We start from the raw sequence: 15,495 nt of genomic DNA on the forward strand, positions 1-15,495 counted from the left end.
AGTTACTCCTTATGCTTCTTGTTTTTGTGATCTAAACAATAAAATTTGATGTAATATAGTATTGATTGAACGTGCGTTCAATTTTGTTTTGTTTTAAGTATGACATGGATCACAAATTAATTTGAACGTTCAATTTTAAAAAAAGGAGTGTAATAGTGACAATATATATATGGAAATGGTTTATTGTCTATTTAGACTAGTTAGTCAATTTTTGCAAAAGATTTGATAATATCGAATGCCGATTTATAATCGTATTTAGAGTTGGTTAATACTGCGTTTAATCCTGCAAGTGAATAATGATAAAGATATTGACAAGCTATTTCTGGATTTGCAATTGAACAAATATCATGTGAAAGAAATTTAATCCGATCTACTTCCGCAAAAGTATTACACATTAGCCCAACTAGAAAATCAAACCCCCAATGAATTTGTTCAACCGTAGATGTTGGATAAGTTCGTTTTAATTCGGCAATGAATAACTTTGCATAAGGATCAAATTGATCACATAAGATGGATAATCCCAATGATGAACCGGATGATAAAAGTCGAGCGACATTAATCGCATAATAGTGCCACCCTTCACCACCGTAGAGGGTGTTGTAAAGATAAGGAGCCAAAAATGACTCGACAATTTTTTCTAATGGTATTGGTTTTTTTCCATTAATATTTTTGTAATGATTAAGAAGGCGAATACGGTCTGAACTTAGTGTGCCAATACGTCTACGTATAACTGCTCGAAATAACTCTTCTTTTGAACCAAAATGGTAATGAACTAATGCTAGTTTTACTCCTGCATCTTCGGTAATTTGTCGAATTGACACTTCACTATAACTTGTTTCAGCAAAAAGCCGTTCAGCTGAATTTAGCAGTTTTTCTGCAGTTGTGTTTTTCATAATATTTTTTTAATGTTGTTTTAGTAATTCAATTTATTTTTGATTAGGCTATAAATTTTTAATATTACTGGTTAAACTTATTAGCCAATTAATTATTTGCAATATTAACATAATTTATTGAATATTATATTAAAAATTTTGCTAAAATTGTTATTTCAACAGCTATCGTCTAATTAAAATTTATGACAATATTGATTAATAGCAGAGTAAAATTCAACTTTCAATCATCATTACTAACCTATTTTTTGCAAAGTGTTGTCTAATAAATGTATTGAAATTTTTTTAGCACTTTATTCATTTCATAGTATGGATAGGCAAATAATATTTCCATCTTAGTTGCTCTACAATTAGATATAATTTTTACCCTATTCATATATTTAACAGTGGCAATTACGCTATAAAATGGTTACAAACCAATAAAACCATTTTATTACTGAGTTTGGTAATAAATTTGATTTTTAAATATTGAGTAACTTATTAATTGTGACGTGATTTTTTGAGCTAGTAAGATGACTAGCTCATTTTAGTTTTTTGAAGATTTTTAATAAGATATATTATTAAAAATAATATTAACACTGATGGTTTGTAAGTTAGAAAATAAGCTATCTATCTTTTTCCACTTTTAGTTAATAACTTAATTTTGAATATGATTTTTACCGAACTCAATTAAAATTTTATCTTAAAAGTAAATTATTTATTGCTTACGTTCTGATTGTTTCCATTCACAAATTCCATAAATGGCATTAAATAAATAGATTAAGTATTGCGTTGCTATAATTAAGTTATCAGTATAAATATTTAATCCTATTACAAGTACATTCAAAATTACCCATAAATACCAGTTAAATGAATATCTCATCATTAACAGAAGTTGGGCAACGACCCCTAAGCCAAAAATAAAACAATTAGTAATGAGTTGATAAATTGTATTATCTACACCAATGGCATCAGTCAAATAAATATTGAAAAAAACGGCAGCAATTAAAAAAGTAAGAGTATATAAAAAAGATTGCTCATTAAGGGAACGAACTTTAACATTTTTATCATTATCTTGGTTCTTTTGCCAAGTAAATAACCCATAAATGTGTGAACCAAAATAATAGAAAGTTGGTAGACTTGCGCCTATGTTACCGCCTAAAAAGTTGGCAATACATTCCCCAGTTACAGCAAACATGCCTAGTACATTACCACTATTTTTCCGTTTGGCCAGTAAAATCACACACAACAAACCACAAACAGCACCAAAATAAGATATAGCATAACGTAGATTTAAAGTAGTAAAAGGATCAGTATATAAAAATGCTAAAGTAACAAATAGTACACAAAAGTATGGATAAAATTTATTACGTCCAATTGATATAATACCAGAGTTTAGTTTGTTCATAATTAATATTCCTCCGCATTGATGAGTTGATTAACTAGATCGATGCAGCACAGATAACGTTCTTCATAATCAGGCGAATCTATTTTAATGTAGTTGATATTATTTTTTTCTAATATAGAAATAAGTAATTGTTGGAAATCTTTTCGTTGTTTAGGGCTACCTAAATGACGTAAACCATCTGCTACCCAAGGAGTGTTATTACCTAGCAGAATAACCAGATCAAAACGATAATTGTTAATCATCGCTTGTAAAAAAGGGTGCTCTTTGCCTTCATATTTTTTACAAAAAGCTTGTGTGGTCACAAAATCAGTATCAATAAAGGATACTTTATTAGCATGTTTTATTGCAAAATCAATATATTGTGCATGACCTAGAGCAATTTTATCATAATCAGCAAATTGTAACGCACGCTCATCACCACCAAGGTGAGAAAAAACATAATCTCGACCATATTCCCAAGCACTGGTAGTATTAAATACATTGGCTAGTTTATTAACTAGGGTTGATTTACCACTAGATTCACCTCCTAATATAGCAACAGTGCGAACAAAAAAAGGTCTTACTTCTGTTGGGATATATTGCCAGTTTTTAAGTGGAGCTTTACGGATCTGAGTGCCACTGACATGCATAAATTGTCGAGTCGGATCGATTAACACCGTATCTAAATTAAACAAATCTTTATACATGGCAACATCTTGAGGTTCGCTTGAATAAACATAATTTGGTTCAATACCCTTTTCGTTAAATAGTTTTTTGACTCTATCACTCCATTGATGCCAACCATTTGGGTAAGCAGGTATACCATCTTCTTCTAATAATTCAATATGAATATTTTTCTGATATTTAAAAGTTTGTAATAACCAACGAATTCGATCATTGATGGTTGGTTGGCGTGACATGGCACTATTTTCAAATAATGCTATATCTCGTGTTGTATCAGAACAGAGGATTACATAAAGTTCATCAACTTGGCTAATTGCACGTTGAATAAGATAAATATGGCCAGTATGTAAAGGATAAAATTTGCCAAAGATTACCCCAGTTTTTTTATGTTTATTCGGTTCTTCGACTTGTAAATATTGATGAAGTGCTTGTAGTTTATAGGCACTTGGATTTTTGATTTTATCATTAATAAGTTGGCTTAAATATCCTTTAGTCATTTGACAAGCATCGGCAACAGTTTGTAATGATAGATTCTTTCGTTTTATTACCTTTTTTAAATAACTAAAACTATTCATGGTGACTCCTTATACTTTTGTTTTTTATTTTTTACTAAATATAATGCATAATAAATAATTGTTCAATATATTAAACAAAAATATTTTGTTTTTTATTTTGGTTATTTAAATATAATAAAATACAAATTTTTTTAATTGTCAGCATAAACCAATAAGTTATATGTTGTGTAATTAAAGTTGACTTGGTCAAAAGACTGAGAATTATAATTTTACTGAAAAAGGATAAAACAATGAAAATTCGCAGAATTGCATTTTTAGCCGCATTTATTTCCGGTTCAACTTTTGCCAATAATAATGTTACATTAAATAAAGTAACTTTGTTTTTAAAAGGTGCGGAATTACAAGGACAAGCCAAGGTTACGCTTGCCAAGGGTGAAAGTGAAATTGTATTAACGGGCATTGCCAATGGTGTAAACCCTGATTCTATTACAGTTGGCTTTGGGACTGATAGTAACGTAAAGATTTTATCGACTAGTTTGCAAAATAAAACTGAAGCAAATAAGCCAGACAATAGTGATCTTCAGCCATTATTAACACAATTGAAACAATTACAACAAAAGTACACCACCATTAATATTCAATATCAAGCTGTTTCGGAAACAATAGCACTCTTGCAAGGTAATCGGTTAGAAGGCTTAATTAAAACTACAGATTTGCAAGAAGCAGTAAATTTTATTAAAACTAATTTAGTTAACACATTGAATGAACAATATGCATTACAAACTGAGTTAGATAACTTAAAACAGCAAATCGATGATTGCCAGCAAAAAATAGATCAACAACAGGCGGCTACTCATAGTTTAAATAATGCAATTACAGTAAAAGTGTATGCCGATAACGACGTAACCTTGCCAGTTATGGTTTCTTATGTGAGCACGGAGGCGGGTTGGCAACCGAGTTATGATGTGCGCGTGACTGATATTAATTCGCCGCTACAATTAACATATAAAGCTAATGTTTATCAGAAAAGTGGCATAGATTGGCAAAATGTTGATTTTAGTCTGTCTACAGCCAATCCAAGTGAAGGCATTACTGCACCAATATTATCACCATGGCAGATTGATATGTATAACAGTGGGAAAAGTAGTTTCTTTTTTTCTAAGAGCGAAAAAGACTATGATAATATGAGTGCTAAAATATCTAAATCGGTAAATCCGATGGCTAATAATACATGGATTAATGCTAATGGTATTGATACTCGGTTTGAGATTAAGTTGCCTTATACTATTAAGACTAACACTCAAGATAATGTATTAATCCTGCAAGATAAACAAGTTGAAGCTAAATACCATTATATTTCTACTCCAAAACTGGATAGTAATGTGTACTTACAAGCACAAATTACTGATTGGGATAAACTAAGTTTATTACCTGGTAAATCAACGGTATTTTTCAATGGCAATTATATCGGTGAAAGTTTTATTACTACTAACGGTGTGAAAGATACACTTAATCTATCATTAGGCCGAGATAAAAATATTTTTATTGCTCGTAAACGTAACCTTAATGAGACTTCAAAACCTACCTTCTTTGACGATGATATTTCACAAAAATATGCTTATACTATTGATGTTAAAAATAGCAAATCATTACCAATAGATCTTGCTATTTATGATCAGTTACCGGTTATCCATAATAAAGCTATAACCCTTGAAGATGTTAAATATGATGGCGCTGATTTCAATAAAGAAACAGGATTATTAACCTGGAAACTATCATTACAACCAAGTGAAGTTAAAAATCTTAATCTGCGTTTTAAGTTAACCTATCCTCAAGATAAAGAGAATTATATAATTGGTTTATAATCAAAACGTTAACCTAGCATTGTGTAAATTATCCAAATGGTCAAATCATTAGTTTAAGCTAAATGATTTGGCATTTGGATTTTATCATTCAGCCTACGACTTAAAAAACCTTAAGTTATTTAAGCCGCTGCACTTACTTATAAACATTACTTATTGTGGTGTTTCCTGTCCTTAACTGAAAGTATATAGCTTTACATAACACTCAATATATTAAACAAAAATTAATGTGTTTTTATTGGGACTATTTAATATAATGAAAATCAACATGGGCACTTTTACATAAGTGATTAGTGGTGCCTTAGTTCGCTTGAACTGGGTAAATATTTCATACTTATGGTTGAAGTCATAGCTATTTAATAAAAGGATAAAACAATGAAAATTCAAAAATTAGCACTATTAATCGCCTTTATTTCAGGCTCGGCTTTAGCCAATAACAATGTCACTTTAAATAAAGTGACTTTGTTTTTGAATGGGGCTGAATTACAAGGGCAAGCCAAGGTTACTTTGACCAAGGGAGAGAGTGAAATTGTATTAACGGGTATTGCTGATAATGTTAATCCGAATTCTATTGCAGTAGGTTTTGGGGCTGACAGCAAAGTGAAGATTTTATCGACTAGTTTACAGAATAATACTAAGGCAAATAAACCTGACAATAGCGATCTTCAGCCATTATTAACGCAATTAAAACAAATACAAGAAAAGTACGCCACTACTAATATTCAATATCAAGCAACTTCTGAAACCGTGGCACTGTTGCAAGGTAATCGTTTAGATGGCTTAATTAAAACCAAAGATATGCAAGATACTTTAGAGTTTATTAAAACTAATTTAGTTAATGCCTTGAATGAACAATATGCGTTGCAAACAGAGTTGGATAGCCTCAAACAGCAGCTTAATGATTGCCAACAAAAAATAGATCAACAACAGGCGGCTGCACATAGTTTGAATAATGCAATTACACTAAAAGTGCTTGCCGATAAAGATGTGACAGTGCCGGTGACGGTCTCTTATGTGATCACTGAGGCTGGTTGGCAACCGGTTTATGATGTGCGGGTAGCTGATATTAATTCTCCAGTGCAATTAACTTATAAAGCTAATGTTTTCCAACAAAGTGGCATCGATTGGCAAAATGTTGATTTTAGTTTGTCTACCGCTAATCCAAGTGAAGGCATTACCGCACCTATCTTTACGACTCCATGGCATATTGATTTGTATAATGCCGAAAAATATCGTTTTGCACCTCAAAGAAATAAACAAAGCCAAATGTTTGATGTTGGTATGAGTATGAGTAGTAACGATCTTACTGCTGTGCAAATGGGAAGTGCAATTTCTCAACTACCAAATAATAACGTATTGATCAATAATAGTGGTATTGATACTCGTTTTGATGTTAAGTTACCTTTTACTATTAAATCTGGTAGTGAAGATAATGTATTAATCTTACAAGAAAAACCGGTTGAGGCTAAATACCGTTATATTTCAACTCCTAAACTCGACAGTAATGTGTACTTGCAAGCCCAAATTACTGATTGGGATAAGCTTAACTTGTTACCCGGTAAAGCAACTGTATTTTTTAATGGTAATTATATAGGTGAAAGTTTTATTACCACTAACGGTGTGCAAGATACGCTGAAACTATCATTAGGTCGCGATAAAAATATTTTAATTTCACGTAAACGTAATATTAAAGAGACATCAAAACCTTCATTCTTTGGTGATGATATTTCGCAAAAATATGCCTATACCATCGATGTTAAAAATACTAAACCGTTGCCAATCGACATTGCTATTTATGATCAGTTACCGGTGATTTTAAATAAAGCTATAACGCTTGAAGATGCTAAATATGATGGGGCTGATTTAAATAAAGAAACAGGATTACTAACCTGGACGCTGGCATTACAGCCAAGTGAAGCTAAAAATCTTAATCTCAGTTTTAAGGTGTCTTATCCAAAAGACAAAGTTGACGAAGTTATTGGCTTATAGACAAAATTAATAGAAAGAAAATCGCATGTTATCAGAATGGCTAAATCAGTTTAAGCAATATAGTCAAGTAAGTTTGCTCGATATACATTTAGCAAACTTCTTAACAAATAAAGCTCAATTAAATGATGAAATTATTGCTAAACGATTTAGCTATATGGTGTTATCACTTAGTATGGAAGTAAGAGAGGGGCATGTTTGCCTAGATCTCTCTTACTTAAATCAACAAAACATTACACCTCAAATCTGGTTAGATTTATTATCACCAAGCGAACAAGATTGGATAATTGCACTTGAGGCAGCTAAAAATAAACAAGTTGTGAGTAATGGCAAAGAACTATCACCACTCATCTTTACCCAAAATAGACTCTATTTTCAGCGTATGTGGTTCGATGAACAGCAAGTTGCTAACTATTTTAATCATACTACATTAGATCAGACACCGTTTTGCCAAGCGAATCTAAAGAATATTCTTAATCAACTTTTTATTAATAATGAAACAACTATCGATTGGCAGAAGATCGCGGTTGCAGTTGCATTGACGCGTAAAGTAGCCATTATTTCTGGTGGCCCAGGTACAGGTAAAACCACCTCTGTTGCCAAAATTTTAGCTGGAATTATGTTAACTACTCCTAACGCTCGAATTGTTACTGCAGCGCCAACTGGAAAAGCGGCTTCGAGGTTGACTGAATCTCTTAGCCGAGCCATTGATCAGCTCTCATTTGAATCAATAAATGTAAAGATAGAAGCTGTTACTTTACACCGTTTATTAGGCGCAAAAGCTGATAATCGATCATTTACTTATCATAAAAATAATCCATTACATATTGATGTATTAGTGATTGATGAAGCCTCTATGGTCGATTTAAATATGATGGCTAGAGTAATTGAGGCATTACCGTCTTCAGCGCGGTTAATTTTATTAGGTGACAAAGATCAACTTTCATCAGTTGAAGCTGGTGCGGTATTTGGTGATTTATGTGCTTTTATATCTACAGGTTACAGTAAAAATAGGGCAGATGAATTAAGCCAATTAACTGGCTTCCAAATCCCAGTTCAGAAACAAGCAGCAACGATTACCGATAGTATTTGTTTGTTACAAAAAAGTTACCGATTTAATAAATCATCTGGTATTGGGCTATTGGCAAACGCAGTAAAAGCAGGGCAATATTCAATAGTTAACCAGTTACTTATTGATAACTCACTCAAAGATATACAATATTATCCGTTATCTTCATCAAAAGTTTATCAAGCACTACTTAATGATTGTGTTCACTATTATAAGCGTTATTTAAAAACTATAAAGCAACAAAATAATTCTAATATCATTGCAATCTTGGATAAGTTTGCCGAATATCGTCTGCTTTGTGCAGTAAAAGAAGGGCCATTTGGTGTTAAAGGATTAAATAAACAAATTGAATTATTACTAGCTAAAGATAAATTAATTGAACTAAAAAATAAAGAGGATTGGTACATTGGTCGCCCAATTATGATTTTACGTAATAGTACATCATTAGGGCTATATAATGGTGATATTGGTATAACGCTAGCTTCCGAACATGATGAATCAAAATTACGAGTTTATTTCCCTTTTGCCGATGGTTCAATTAAAGGATTTTCACCATTTAGGTTACCTGAACATGAAACGGCTTATGCCATGACTATCCATAAATCGCAAGGCTCTGAGTTTGATTATGTTAATATTATCTTACCGACTGACTATTCACCTTTACTTAATCGCTCATTGTTGTATACCGCAATTACACGAGCTAAAAAGACAGTGTCGATTTATGCAGAAGCGAAAATCCTAAAACAAGCAGTAAAGAGTCAGATACATCGAGAAAGTGGTTTAAGGCAACAGATTAAACCAGACACTAACGCTTAATTATTATTAAGCTTTTTATATTTTTTATAAATATAGTTTGTAACTCATTAAAATCAGAGGTTATGCTTAATAGAGTTCAAGTTCCCAATCTTCGTAAGGTGGATCAATAACATAATCTGGATTAAAATAACGTTGAAGATAATCTGTAGCACGTTTTTCTGCATATTTTGCATTGAGAACTTCGCCATGTTCATCAAGTTCAATTACATTAGCATAAATAGCAAATACTTGTTCTATAGCAGTGGGGTCTTCACCATAAAGTGGTAAATAATCAATTCCTTCTAAAGTATATTGCGTACCGCTTGCCATAAAATAGACAAACGTTCTTAATGCACCACTAAATGAGTGACTTAACTTCATGTTTCTCTTCTTTTAGGATATAGAAAAAATGTTATTATAAAAAGCACCCGCTAGTTTAGCAAGGTACTTTTATTTTGCATGATCAATTAATGAATAATCTTAGCTAAAAAGTCTTTAGCGCGATCGGATTGAGGATTAGTAAAGAACTGTTCTTTTGATGTATCTTCAATAATTTCACCCGCATCCATAAAGATCACGCGGTGTGCCACTTTACGTGCAAAGCCCATCTCGTGGGTCACTACCATCATGGTCATGCCTTCATAAGCCAGTTCAACCATAACATCTAATACTTCATTAACCATTTCCGGATCAAGCGCAGAAGTTGGTTCATCAAATAACATAACAATTGGATCCATACAGAGCGCGCGAGCAATAGCCACACGTTGTTGTTGACCGCCAGAAAGCTGTGCTGGGTATTTGTCGGCATGAGCAAGTAACCCTACTCGATCAAGTAGAGTCAGTGCTTTTTCGCGTGCTTCTGCATCAGATCGTCCTAATACCTTAATTTGTGCTAAGGTTAGATTTTTTAAAATTGTTAAATGTGGGAACAATTCAAAATGTTGGAAAACCATCCCCACTTTGGAACGTAATTTTGCCAAATTAGTTGATTTACTGGTTACTTCGGTACCATCGATAATAATTTGTCCTATTTGAACTGGCTCCAAACCATTTACAGTTTTAATTAGTGTTGATTTACCTGAACCTGACGGACCACAAACTACCACAACTTCGCCTTTACCGACTTTTGTCGTGCAGTTTTTTAATACTTGAAATTGTCCATACCATTTTGATACTTTTTTTAAGGAGATCATCGATTTATCCCTTTCTTGAAATAATTAACTAAACGTGAAGCAGTAAAACAAATCACAAAATAACTTGCTGCTGCAAAAATAATCATTGAATATTTAACGGTGCCACCTTGTACATTACCAATTTGTGTCACACTAGCCCCAAATAGGTCGATTAAGCTCATGACATAAACTAATGAGGTATCTTGGAATAAGATGATACCTTGTGTTAATAACAAAGGCACCATCGACCTAAATGCTTGAGGTAAAATAATTAAGCGCATGGATTGGCTTTTGGTCATACCTAATGCATAAGCGGCATGGTATTGACCTTTAGTTACAGCGTTAATACCAGCGCGGATTATTTCAGAATAATAGGCCGCTTCAAAAAGAGCAAACGCAATCATGGCTGAAACTATGCGAACATCAGCATATGGAGGAAGATTAAATAAATGCTTAATTACTTGAGGTAACGCTAAATAAAACCATAACAATACTAGTAGTAATGGAATGGATCGGAATAAATTAACATAACATTTAGCAAAAATATTAAGTAATTTATTATTGGATAGGCGCATTAATGCTAATACCGTACCCCAAATAATACCGAAGATAACGGCATTTAAGGTGATTTTAGTGGTTAACCATAATCCACTTAATAATAAATGATAATTATCTGATACCAGTGAAGGTATATTTGCAATACAATCTAATAACTGCATTTTATCCTCCATGATTCATATTAGGTAAGCGAGTCTGTTTTTCAACTATTCGCATGATAGCCAGTACCGCATAGTTAATCAGCATAAATGCGATAGTCACACCACATAAAATTTCAATAATACTATTTGTTGATTCATTAATGCGATCAATTTGCCCTATTAAATCTATTAACCCAATGGTAGAGGCTACCGATGAGTTTTTAATAATATTCGTCATTTCTGATGTTAATGGTGGAATTATACGTCGATAGGCATTAGGTAACAAAATGTGTTGGTAAGCCTGTCGATTTGTTAACCCAAGAGCAGTGGCTGCATATTTTTGCCCTTTCGGTAATGTTTGAATTCCGGTTCTAACTTGTTCAGCTATACGCGCTGAGGTAAAGAGTCCCAAAGCTAGTGCGGCGGTAATGAATGAACTTACATTAGGCGATAAACCTGATACAAACCAAGTTTTCAAACTACCTGTTAATAACTCAGGTAATAACATATACCACAAAAACATTTGCACCAATAAAGGAATATTACGAAATAGCTGAATATAACTAGCCGCAAAGTTTTGTAAAAATTTGTTATCTAAGGTTCTACAGATCCCTACTAATGATCCAAGCAAAAAGGCGATAATCCACGCTGTAACCGCTAAGGAAGTGGTTACAATGACACCGTCTAGTAGCCAGTTTAAGTATATTCCATCACCGTATGGGGTGGGATCAAAAAATAATGTCCAATTAAAACTCATAATATATTTAATTCATTAAATTAGGTTATGCACCAAATATAGTAAGATATTTAGTACATAAGATTAGAAAGACAAGAAAAGTATTAATCTAATGCTTTATCATTAGGATTTGCAAAAAGCTCAACCATCTTAGGCGAAATTTCAAGTGCCATGTTAGCACCTTTTGGTGGAACAGGCTGAGTGAACCATTTGTTATAGGATTCTAAAGCTTTTCCTGATTTTTGTGCTTCTGCGATGGTTTTATCCATTAATTGTTTAAATTGAACATCATCTTTTCTTAACATACAACCATAAGCTTCATAAGAAAGAGGCTCTCCAACAATTTTCCATTCACTAGGATTAATTGCACGAGAACGTTCACCAGCAAGTAAGGCATCATCCATTAGAAATGCAACCGCACGACCTGTTTCTAGAGCATTAAAAGCATCACCATGATCTTTAGGGGTAATAATACGAATACCTAAGTTTTCTTTGCTATTAATTTGATTTAAACGAATTTCTGATGTGGTACCTGCTGTTGTAACCACATTTTTACCTTTAAGATCTTCAATGCTATTAATATTGCTATCAGCTTTAACTAAAAACCGAGTACCAACAACAAAAATGCTATCAGAAAAACCAACCGTTTTTTGGCGTTCCAGATTATTAGTGGTAGAACCACATTCAAAATCGTAGGTATAGTTGTTAAGTAATTGAATACGAGTTTTGGATGTAACCGGTAAATATTTCACTTGAAGATTAGGTAAATTTAATTCTTTCTTAACAGCATCAACAATTAAATTAGAATAATCTTGAGAGTAACCAATTACATCTTGATTTTTGCCATAATAAGAAAATGGAATAGAAGATTCACGATGACCAACAACAATAACACCACTCTCTTTGATTTTAGCTAATGTACCACTTAGTTCTTCTGCAACTGCTGTTCCAGTCATTAGACTTATCATTGCAAATGATAACACTAATTTGGTAAAGTTTGTCTTTTTGTTCATACTAATCTCCTACTGTTTATTTGTATCATATTAAATAATTTTAATATTTTTACAAAGGGGCTATATTATAACTTATTTTTATGCATAAAAGTACTTTTTACTGTTTATTTATATATCATTAGAACCAAACACCCCCAATATTTGAGGTTAAAATGCATATTGGGAACGCCCATTTAGTTTGTCACAATATATATTTAAGCAATAATTATGCCAGTATCACTGATTAAGTATTTTTTTTATAAAAAAGGAAACTAAACAGTAAAATCATGATTACAAAATAAGGTATATTTCCCCATTTAGCATAAGGAGTTAAGCCAACGGTAGGTGATAATGTCTGATTTAATGCTGTTGTTTTAAATTGAGGTAATTGCTGGATAATATTACCATGATGATCAATAACGGCAGTAATACCTGTATTAGTACTACGAATTAATGGGCGACCAAATTCCAAGGCACGTGCTTGAGCCATTTGTAAATGTTGCCAAGGACCAATACTATCACCAAACCATGCATCATTTGAAACCGTAAGTAAAAAGTCGGTATCATCTGTAAAGTTTTGCCATAACAATTTAGATAAAATAACTTCATAACAAATAGCCGTAGTGAATTTGAAGCCTTTAATTGTTAGTGGTGATTGTTTTTCTTCTCCAGCGGTTAACGATGACATAGGGATATCGAGTAGTTCCGCAACGGGTTCTAATAAAGCTGAAAAAGGTGTAAATTCCCCAAACGGTACTAAATGATGTTTTTGATAACGATTAGTGGTTGGATATTGATAAGGTGTTTTTTCACCTAACACGAGTAAAGTATTATAAATATTGTTTTTTGTTTCATGTACTCTATCTGCTGGGCGAAAGTCAATAATACCAACAACAATTTCAGCATTATTAGCTCTTGCTTCATTATCTAAATATTGTAAAAAAGGTTGGTGATTTAACTCATAATCAGTGATACTTGCTTCCGACCAGATAATAATCTTATTATTACTAAGGTTTGCTTTAGTAAGTTCAGCATAGGTATTTAATGTATTGTTTAATTGCTGACTTGACCAGCGTAAGGATTGAGTAATGTTTCCTTGAATTAATGAAAAATTAGCTGAACGTTGACTATTCACGCTAGTCCATTCAATATTTTTGAATGAAAATGGTGCAATAAAGATCACCAATAGTGCAATTATAGCACTAAATGTGTGCTTTTTTTGTGCGGCGTGGTTGATGTGATAAAAACTATAAATCGCTAAACCGCATAAAATGGTGGTCAGTAAATTCACACCATCTATTCCAATAATTGGAAAATAAGCACGTAGTGGGCTATCAAGTTGGCTGTAACCTAACTGTAGCCAGGCAAAGCCAGTTAAAATGTAACCGCGTAAAAACTCGGTTAACTGCCAAACGATAGGCGCAGAAAGTACCAATTGTTTAAACGAAAATTTGGGAGCCAATCGATCTATTGCTCTCAGTAATAGGCTAAATAACATCGGATATAATGAGAGATAGAGGATTAAAAATCCTAAAATGATTACAGCGATTGGTATTGGTAATTCACCATATTGTTTAATACTGATATAAACCCAATGAATGCCAGCGGCAAAATAACCGATCCCCCAACTTAAACCAATCAGCATGGCTTGTTTTTTAGATTTATCAGCAATTAGCCATAAAAATACCGCAAATGAGATAAATGACAAAGGCCAAATATGAAAAGGTGCATAGCTAAATACAGCTATCCCGCCAGCGATTAAACTTAATAAAACATGTTTAAGCATTATCAACTAACTCTAAATTAGGCACAGTTGCCCCTTCTGGAATAGTAACATGGAGTTGAATAATTCGCCGACGATCAGCAATAATAACTTTAAACTGATAACCATCAAGGGTAATACTTTCACCTCGTACTGGTAAACGACCAAAATGTTGCATAACCAGCCCTCCGATCGTATCCATTTCATCATCACTAAAGTTGGTTGCAAAGGTTTCATTAAAATCTTCAACCGGAGTCAATGCCCTTACAGAATAAACAGTTTGTGATAAGCGACGAATATCACGATCCTCAATTTCATCATATTCGTCTTCAATATCGCCAACAATAAGCTCTAAAATATCTTCAATGGTAACTAATCCAGAAACACCACCAAATTCGTCAATAGCTATTGCCATATGATAGCGCTGCAAACGGAATTCTTTTAGCATATGATCGACTCGTTTGCTTTCAGGTACAACAACTGTTGGCCGTAAGATTTTTTTTAAATCAAAATTGGTTAGACCTTCGCGAATAAAAATAAGCAGATCTTTAGCTAATAAGATACCTTCAATATGATCTTTATTTTCGCTAATGACTGGATAACGGGAATGGCCATGTTCTGAAATAATATCTAAGCATTGGTCAAGGGTGTAGTTGTCCTTAATCGTTACAATCTGAGAACGGGGAATCATAATATCACGAACTCGTTGTTCAGCTATGTCCATCACACCTTCAATCATATCTAGTGTATCAGGATCGATGAGATCATTCTCTTCAGCCTCACGTATAACTTCTATCAGTTCTTCTTTATCTTTTGGTTCTGAATTAAATAACTGATCTAACCATAATGCCAAACCTTTTTTCGGTCTCCGGTGATTATCATCACTCATTTTGCTCTCGTCCCTTCTTGTTGGTAAATTATTTATTTTTATATTTTTAAAAATTAAATAGATATTTTTATCATTAATA

The 15,495-nt window shown here is 32.8% G+C and carries 13 protein-coding genes; 3 read left to right on the forward strand and 10 right to left on the reverse strand.

Annotated elements, in window-relative coordinates; all coding sequences use genetic code 11:
• Window positions 1-200 precede the first annotated feature (200 nt).
• The 3 genes from Q0K76_RS04160 to nadR all read right to left on the reverse strand — a co-directional run bounded on the left by Q0K76_RS04160 (window position 201) and on the right by nadR (window position 3,515).
• Window positions 201-893, reverse strand: coding sequence for a TetR/AcrR family transcriptional regulator (locus Q0K76_RS04160; protein WP_294611816.1), 693 nt, complete (start codon window positions 891-893; stop codon window positions 201-203).
• A gap of 694 nt (window positions 894-1,587) precedes the next feature.
• Complete coding sequence (pnuC, locus tag Q0K76_RS04165; protein WP_294611818.1) at window positions 1,588-2,277, reverse strand: nicotinamide riboside transporter PnuC; 690 nt, start codon at window positions 2,275-2,277, stop codon at window positions 1,588-1,590.
• Window positions 2,278-2,279: 2 nt separating this feature from the next.
• Window positions 2,280-3,515: a multifunctional transcriptional regulator/nicotinamide-nucleotide adenylyltransferase/ribosylnicotinamide kinase NadR gene (gene nadR / locus Q0K76_RS04170; protein ID WP_294611822.1), complete on the reverse strand. Its 1,236-nt coding sequence runs from the start codon at window positions 3,513-3,515 to the stop codon at window positions 2,280-2,282.
• A 230-nt stretch (window positions 3,516-3,745) separates the two neighbouring features.
• Here nadR and Q0K76_RS04175 point away from each other — a divergent pair, with 230 nt between their 5' ends.
• From Q0K76_RS04175 to recD, 3 genes are all read left to right on the forward strand, one after another.
• Window positions 3,746-5,320, forward strand: coding sequence for a DUF4139 domain-containing protein (locus Q0K76_RS04175; RefSeq protein WP_294611825.1), 1,575 nt, complete (start codon window positions 3,746-3,748; stop codon window positions 5,318-5,320).
• 372 nt (window positions 5,321-5,692) lie between these two features.
• Window positions 5,693-7,306, forward strand: a complete 1,614-nt coding sequence (locus Q0K76_RS04180; protein ID WP_294611828.1) for a mucoidy inhibitor MuiA family protein — start codon at window positions 5,693-5,695, stop codon at window positions 7,304-7,306.
• Window positions 7,307-7,331: 25 nt separating this feature from the next.
• Complete coding sequence (recD, locus tag Q0K76_RS04185) at window positions 7,332-9,188, forward strand: exodeoxyribonuclease V subunit alpha (protein WP_294611831.1); 1,857 nt, start codon at window positions 7,332-7,334, stop codon at window positions 9,186-9,188.
• A gap of 66 nt (window positions 9,189-9,254) precedes the next feature.
• Here recD and Q0K76_RS04190 read toward each other — a convergent pair whose 3' ends face one another.
• From Q0K76_RS04190 to corC, 7 genes are all read right to left on the reverse strand, one after another.
• Complete coding sequence (locus tag Q0K76_RS04190; protein ID WP_294611835.1) at window positions 9,255-9,548, reverse strand: hypothetical protein; 294 nt, start codon at window positions 9,546-9,548, stop codon at window positions 9,255-9,257.
• Window positions 9,549-9,634: 86 nt separating this feature from the next.
• Entirely contained in the window at window positions 9,635-10,360 is a 726-nt protein-coding gene (locus Q0K76_RS04195; RefSeq protein WP_294611837.1) for an amino acid ABC transporter ATP-binding protein, read from the reverse strand.
• Window positions 10,357-11,058, reverse strand: a complete 702-nt coding sequence (locus Q0K76_RS04200; RefSeq protein ID WP_294611839.1) for an ABC transporter permease subunit — start codon at window positions 11,056-11,058, stop codon at window positions 10,357-10,359. Before Q0K76_RS04200 ends, Q0K76_RS04195 begins: the two co-directional genes overlap by 4 nt.
• Window position 11,059: 1 nt before the next feature.
• Window positions 11,060-11,794 (reverse strand): amino acid ABC transporter permease, encoded by a 735-nt coding sequence (locus tag Q0K76_RS04205; RefSeq protein ID WP_294611841.1) that lies wholly within the window; start codon window positions 11,792-11,794, stop codon window positions 11,060-11,062.
• A gap of 83 nt (window positions 11,795-11,877) precedes the next feature.
• Window positions 11,878-12,786: a glutamate/aspartate ABC transporter substrate-binding protein gene (locus Q0K76_RS04210; RefSeq protein WP_294611843.1), complete on the reverse strand. Its 909-nt coding sequence runs from the start codon at window positions 12,784-12,786 to the stop codon at window positions 11,878-11,880.
• Between the two features lie 223 nt (window positions 12,787-13,009).
• The gene (gene lnt / locus Q0K76_RS04215; protein ID WP_294611845.1) at window positions 13,010-14,551 is read right to left on the reverse strand and encodes an apolipoprotein N-acyltransferase; all 1,542 of its coding nucleotides are present in this window, start codon (window positions 14,549-14,551) and stop codon (window positions 13,010-13,012) included.
• Window positions 14,544-15,416 carry a CNNM family magnesium/cobalt transport protein CorC gene (gene corC, locus Q0K76_RS04220; RefSeq protein WP_294611847.1) on the reverse strand — a complete coding sequence of 291 codons (873 nt, stop codon included), beginning with the start codon at window positions 15,414-15,416 and terminating at the stop codon, window positions 14,544-14,546. The genes lnt and corC overlap by 8 nt, the downstream gene beginning before the upstream one ends.
• Window positions 15,417-15,495 lie beyond the last annotated feature (79 nt).

This window comes from uncultured Gilliamella sp. (assembly GCA_945271295.1).
GTDB lineage: Bacteria > Pseudomonadota > Gammaproteobacteria > Enterobacterales > Orbaceae > Gilliamella.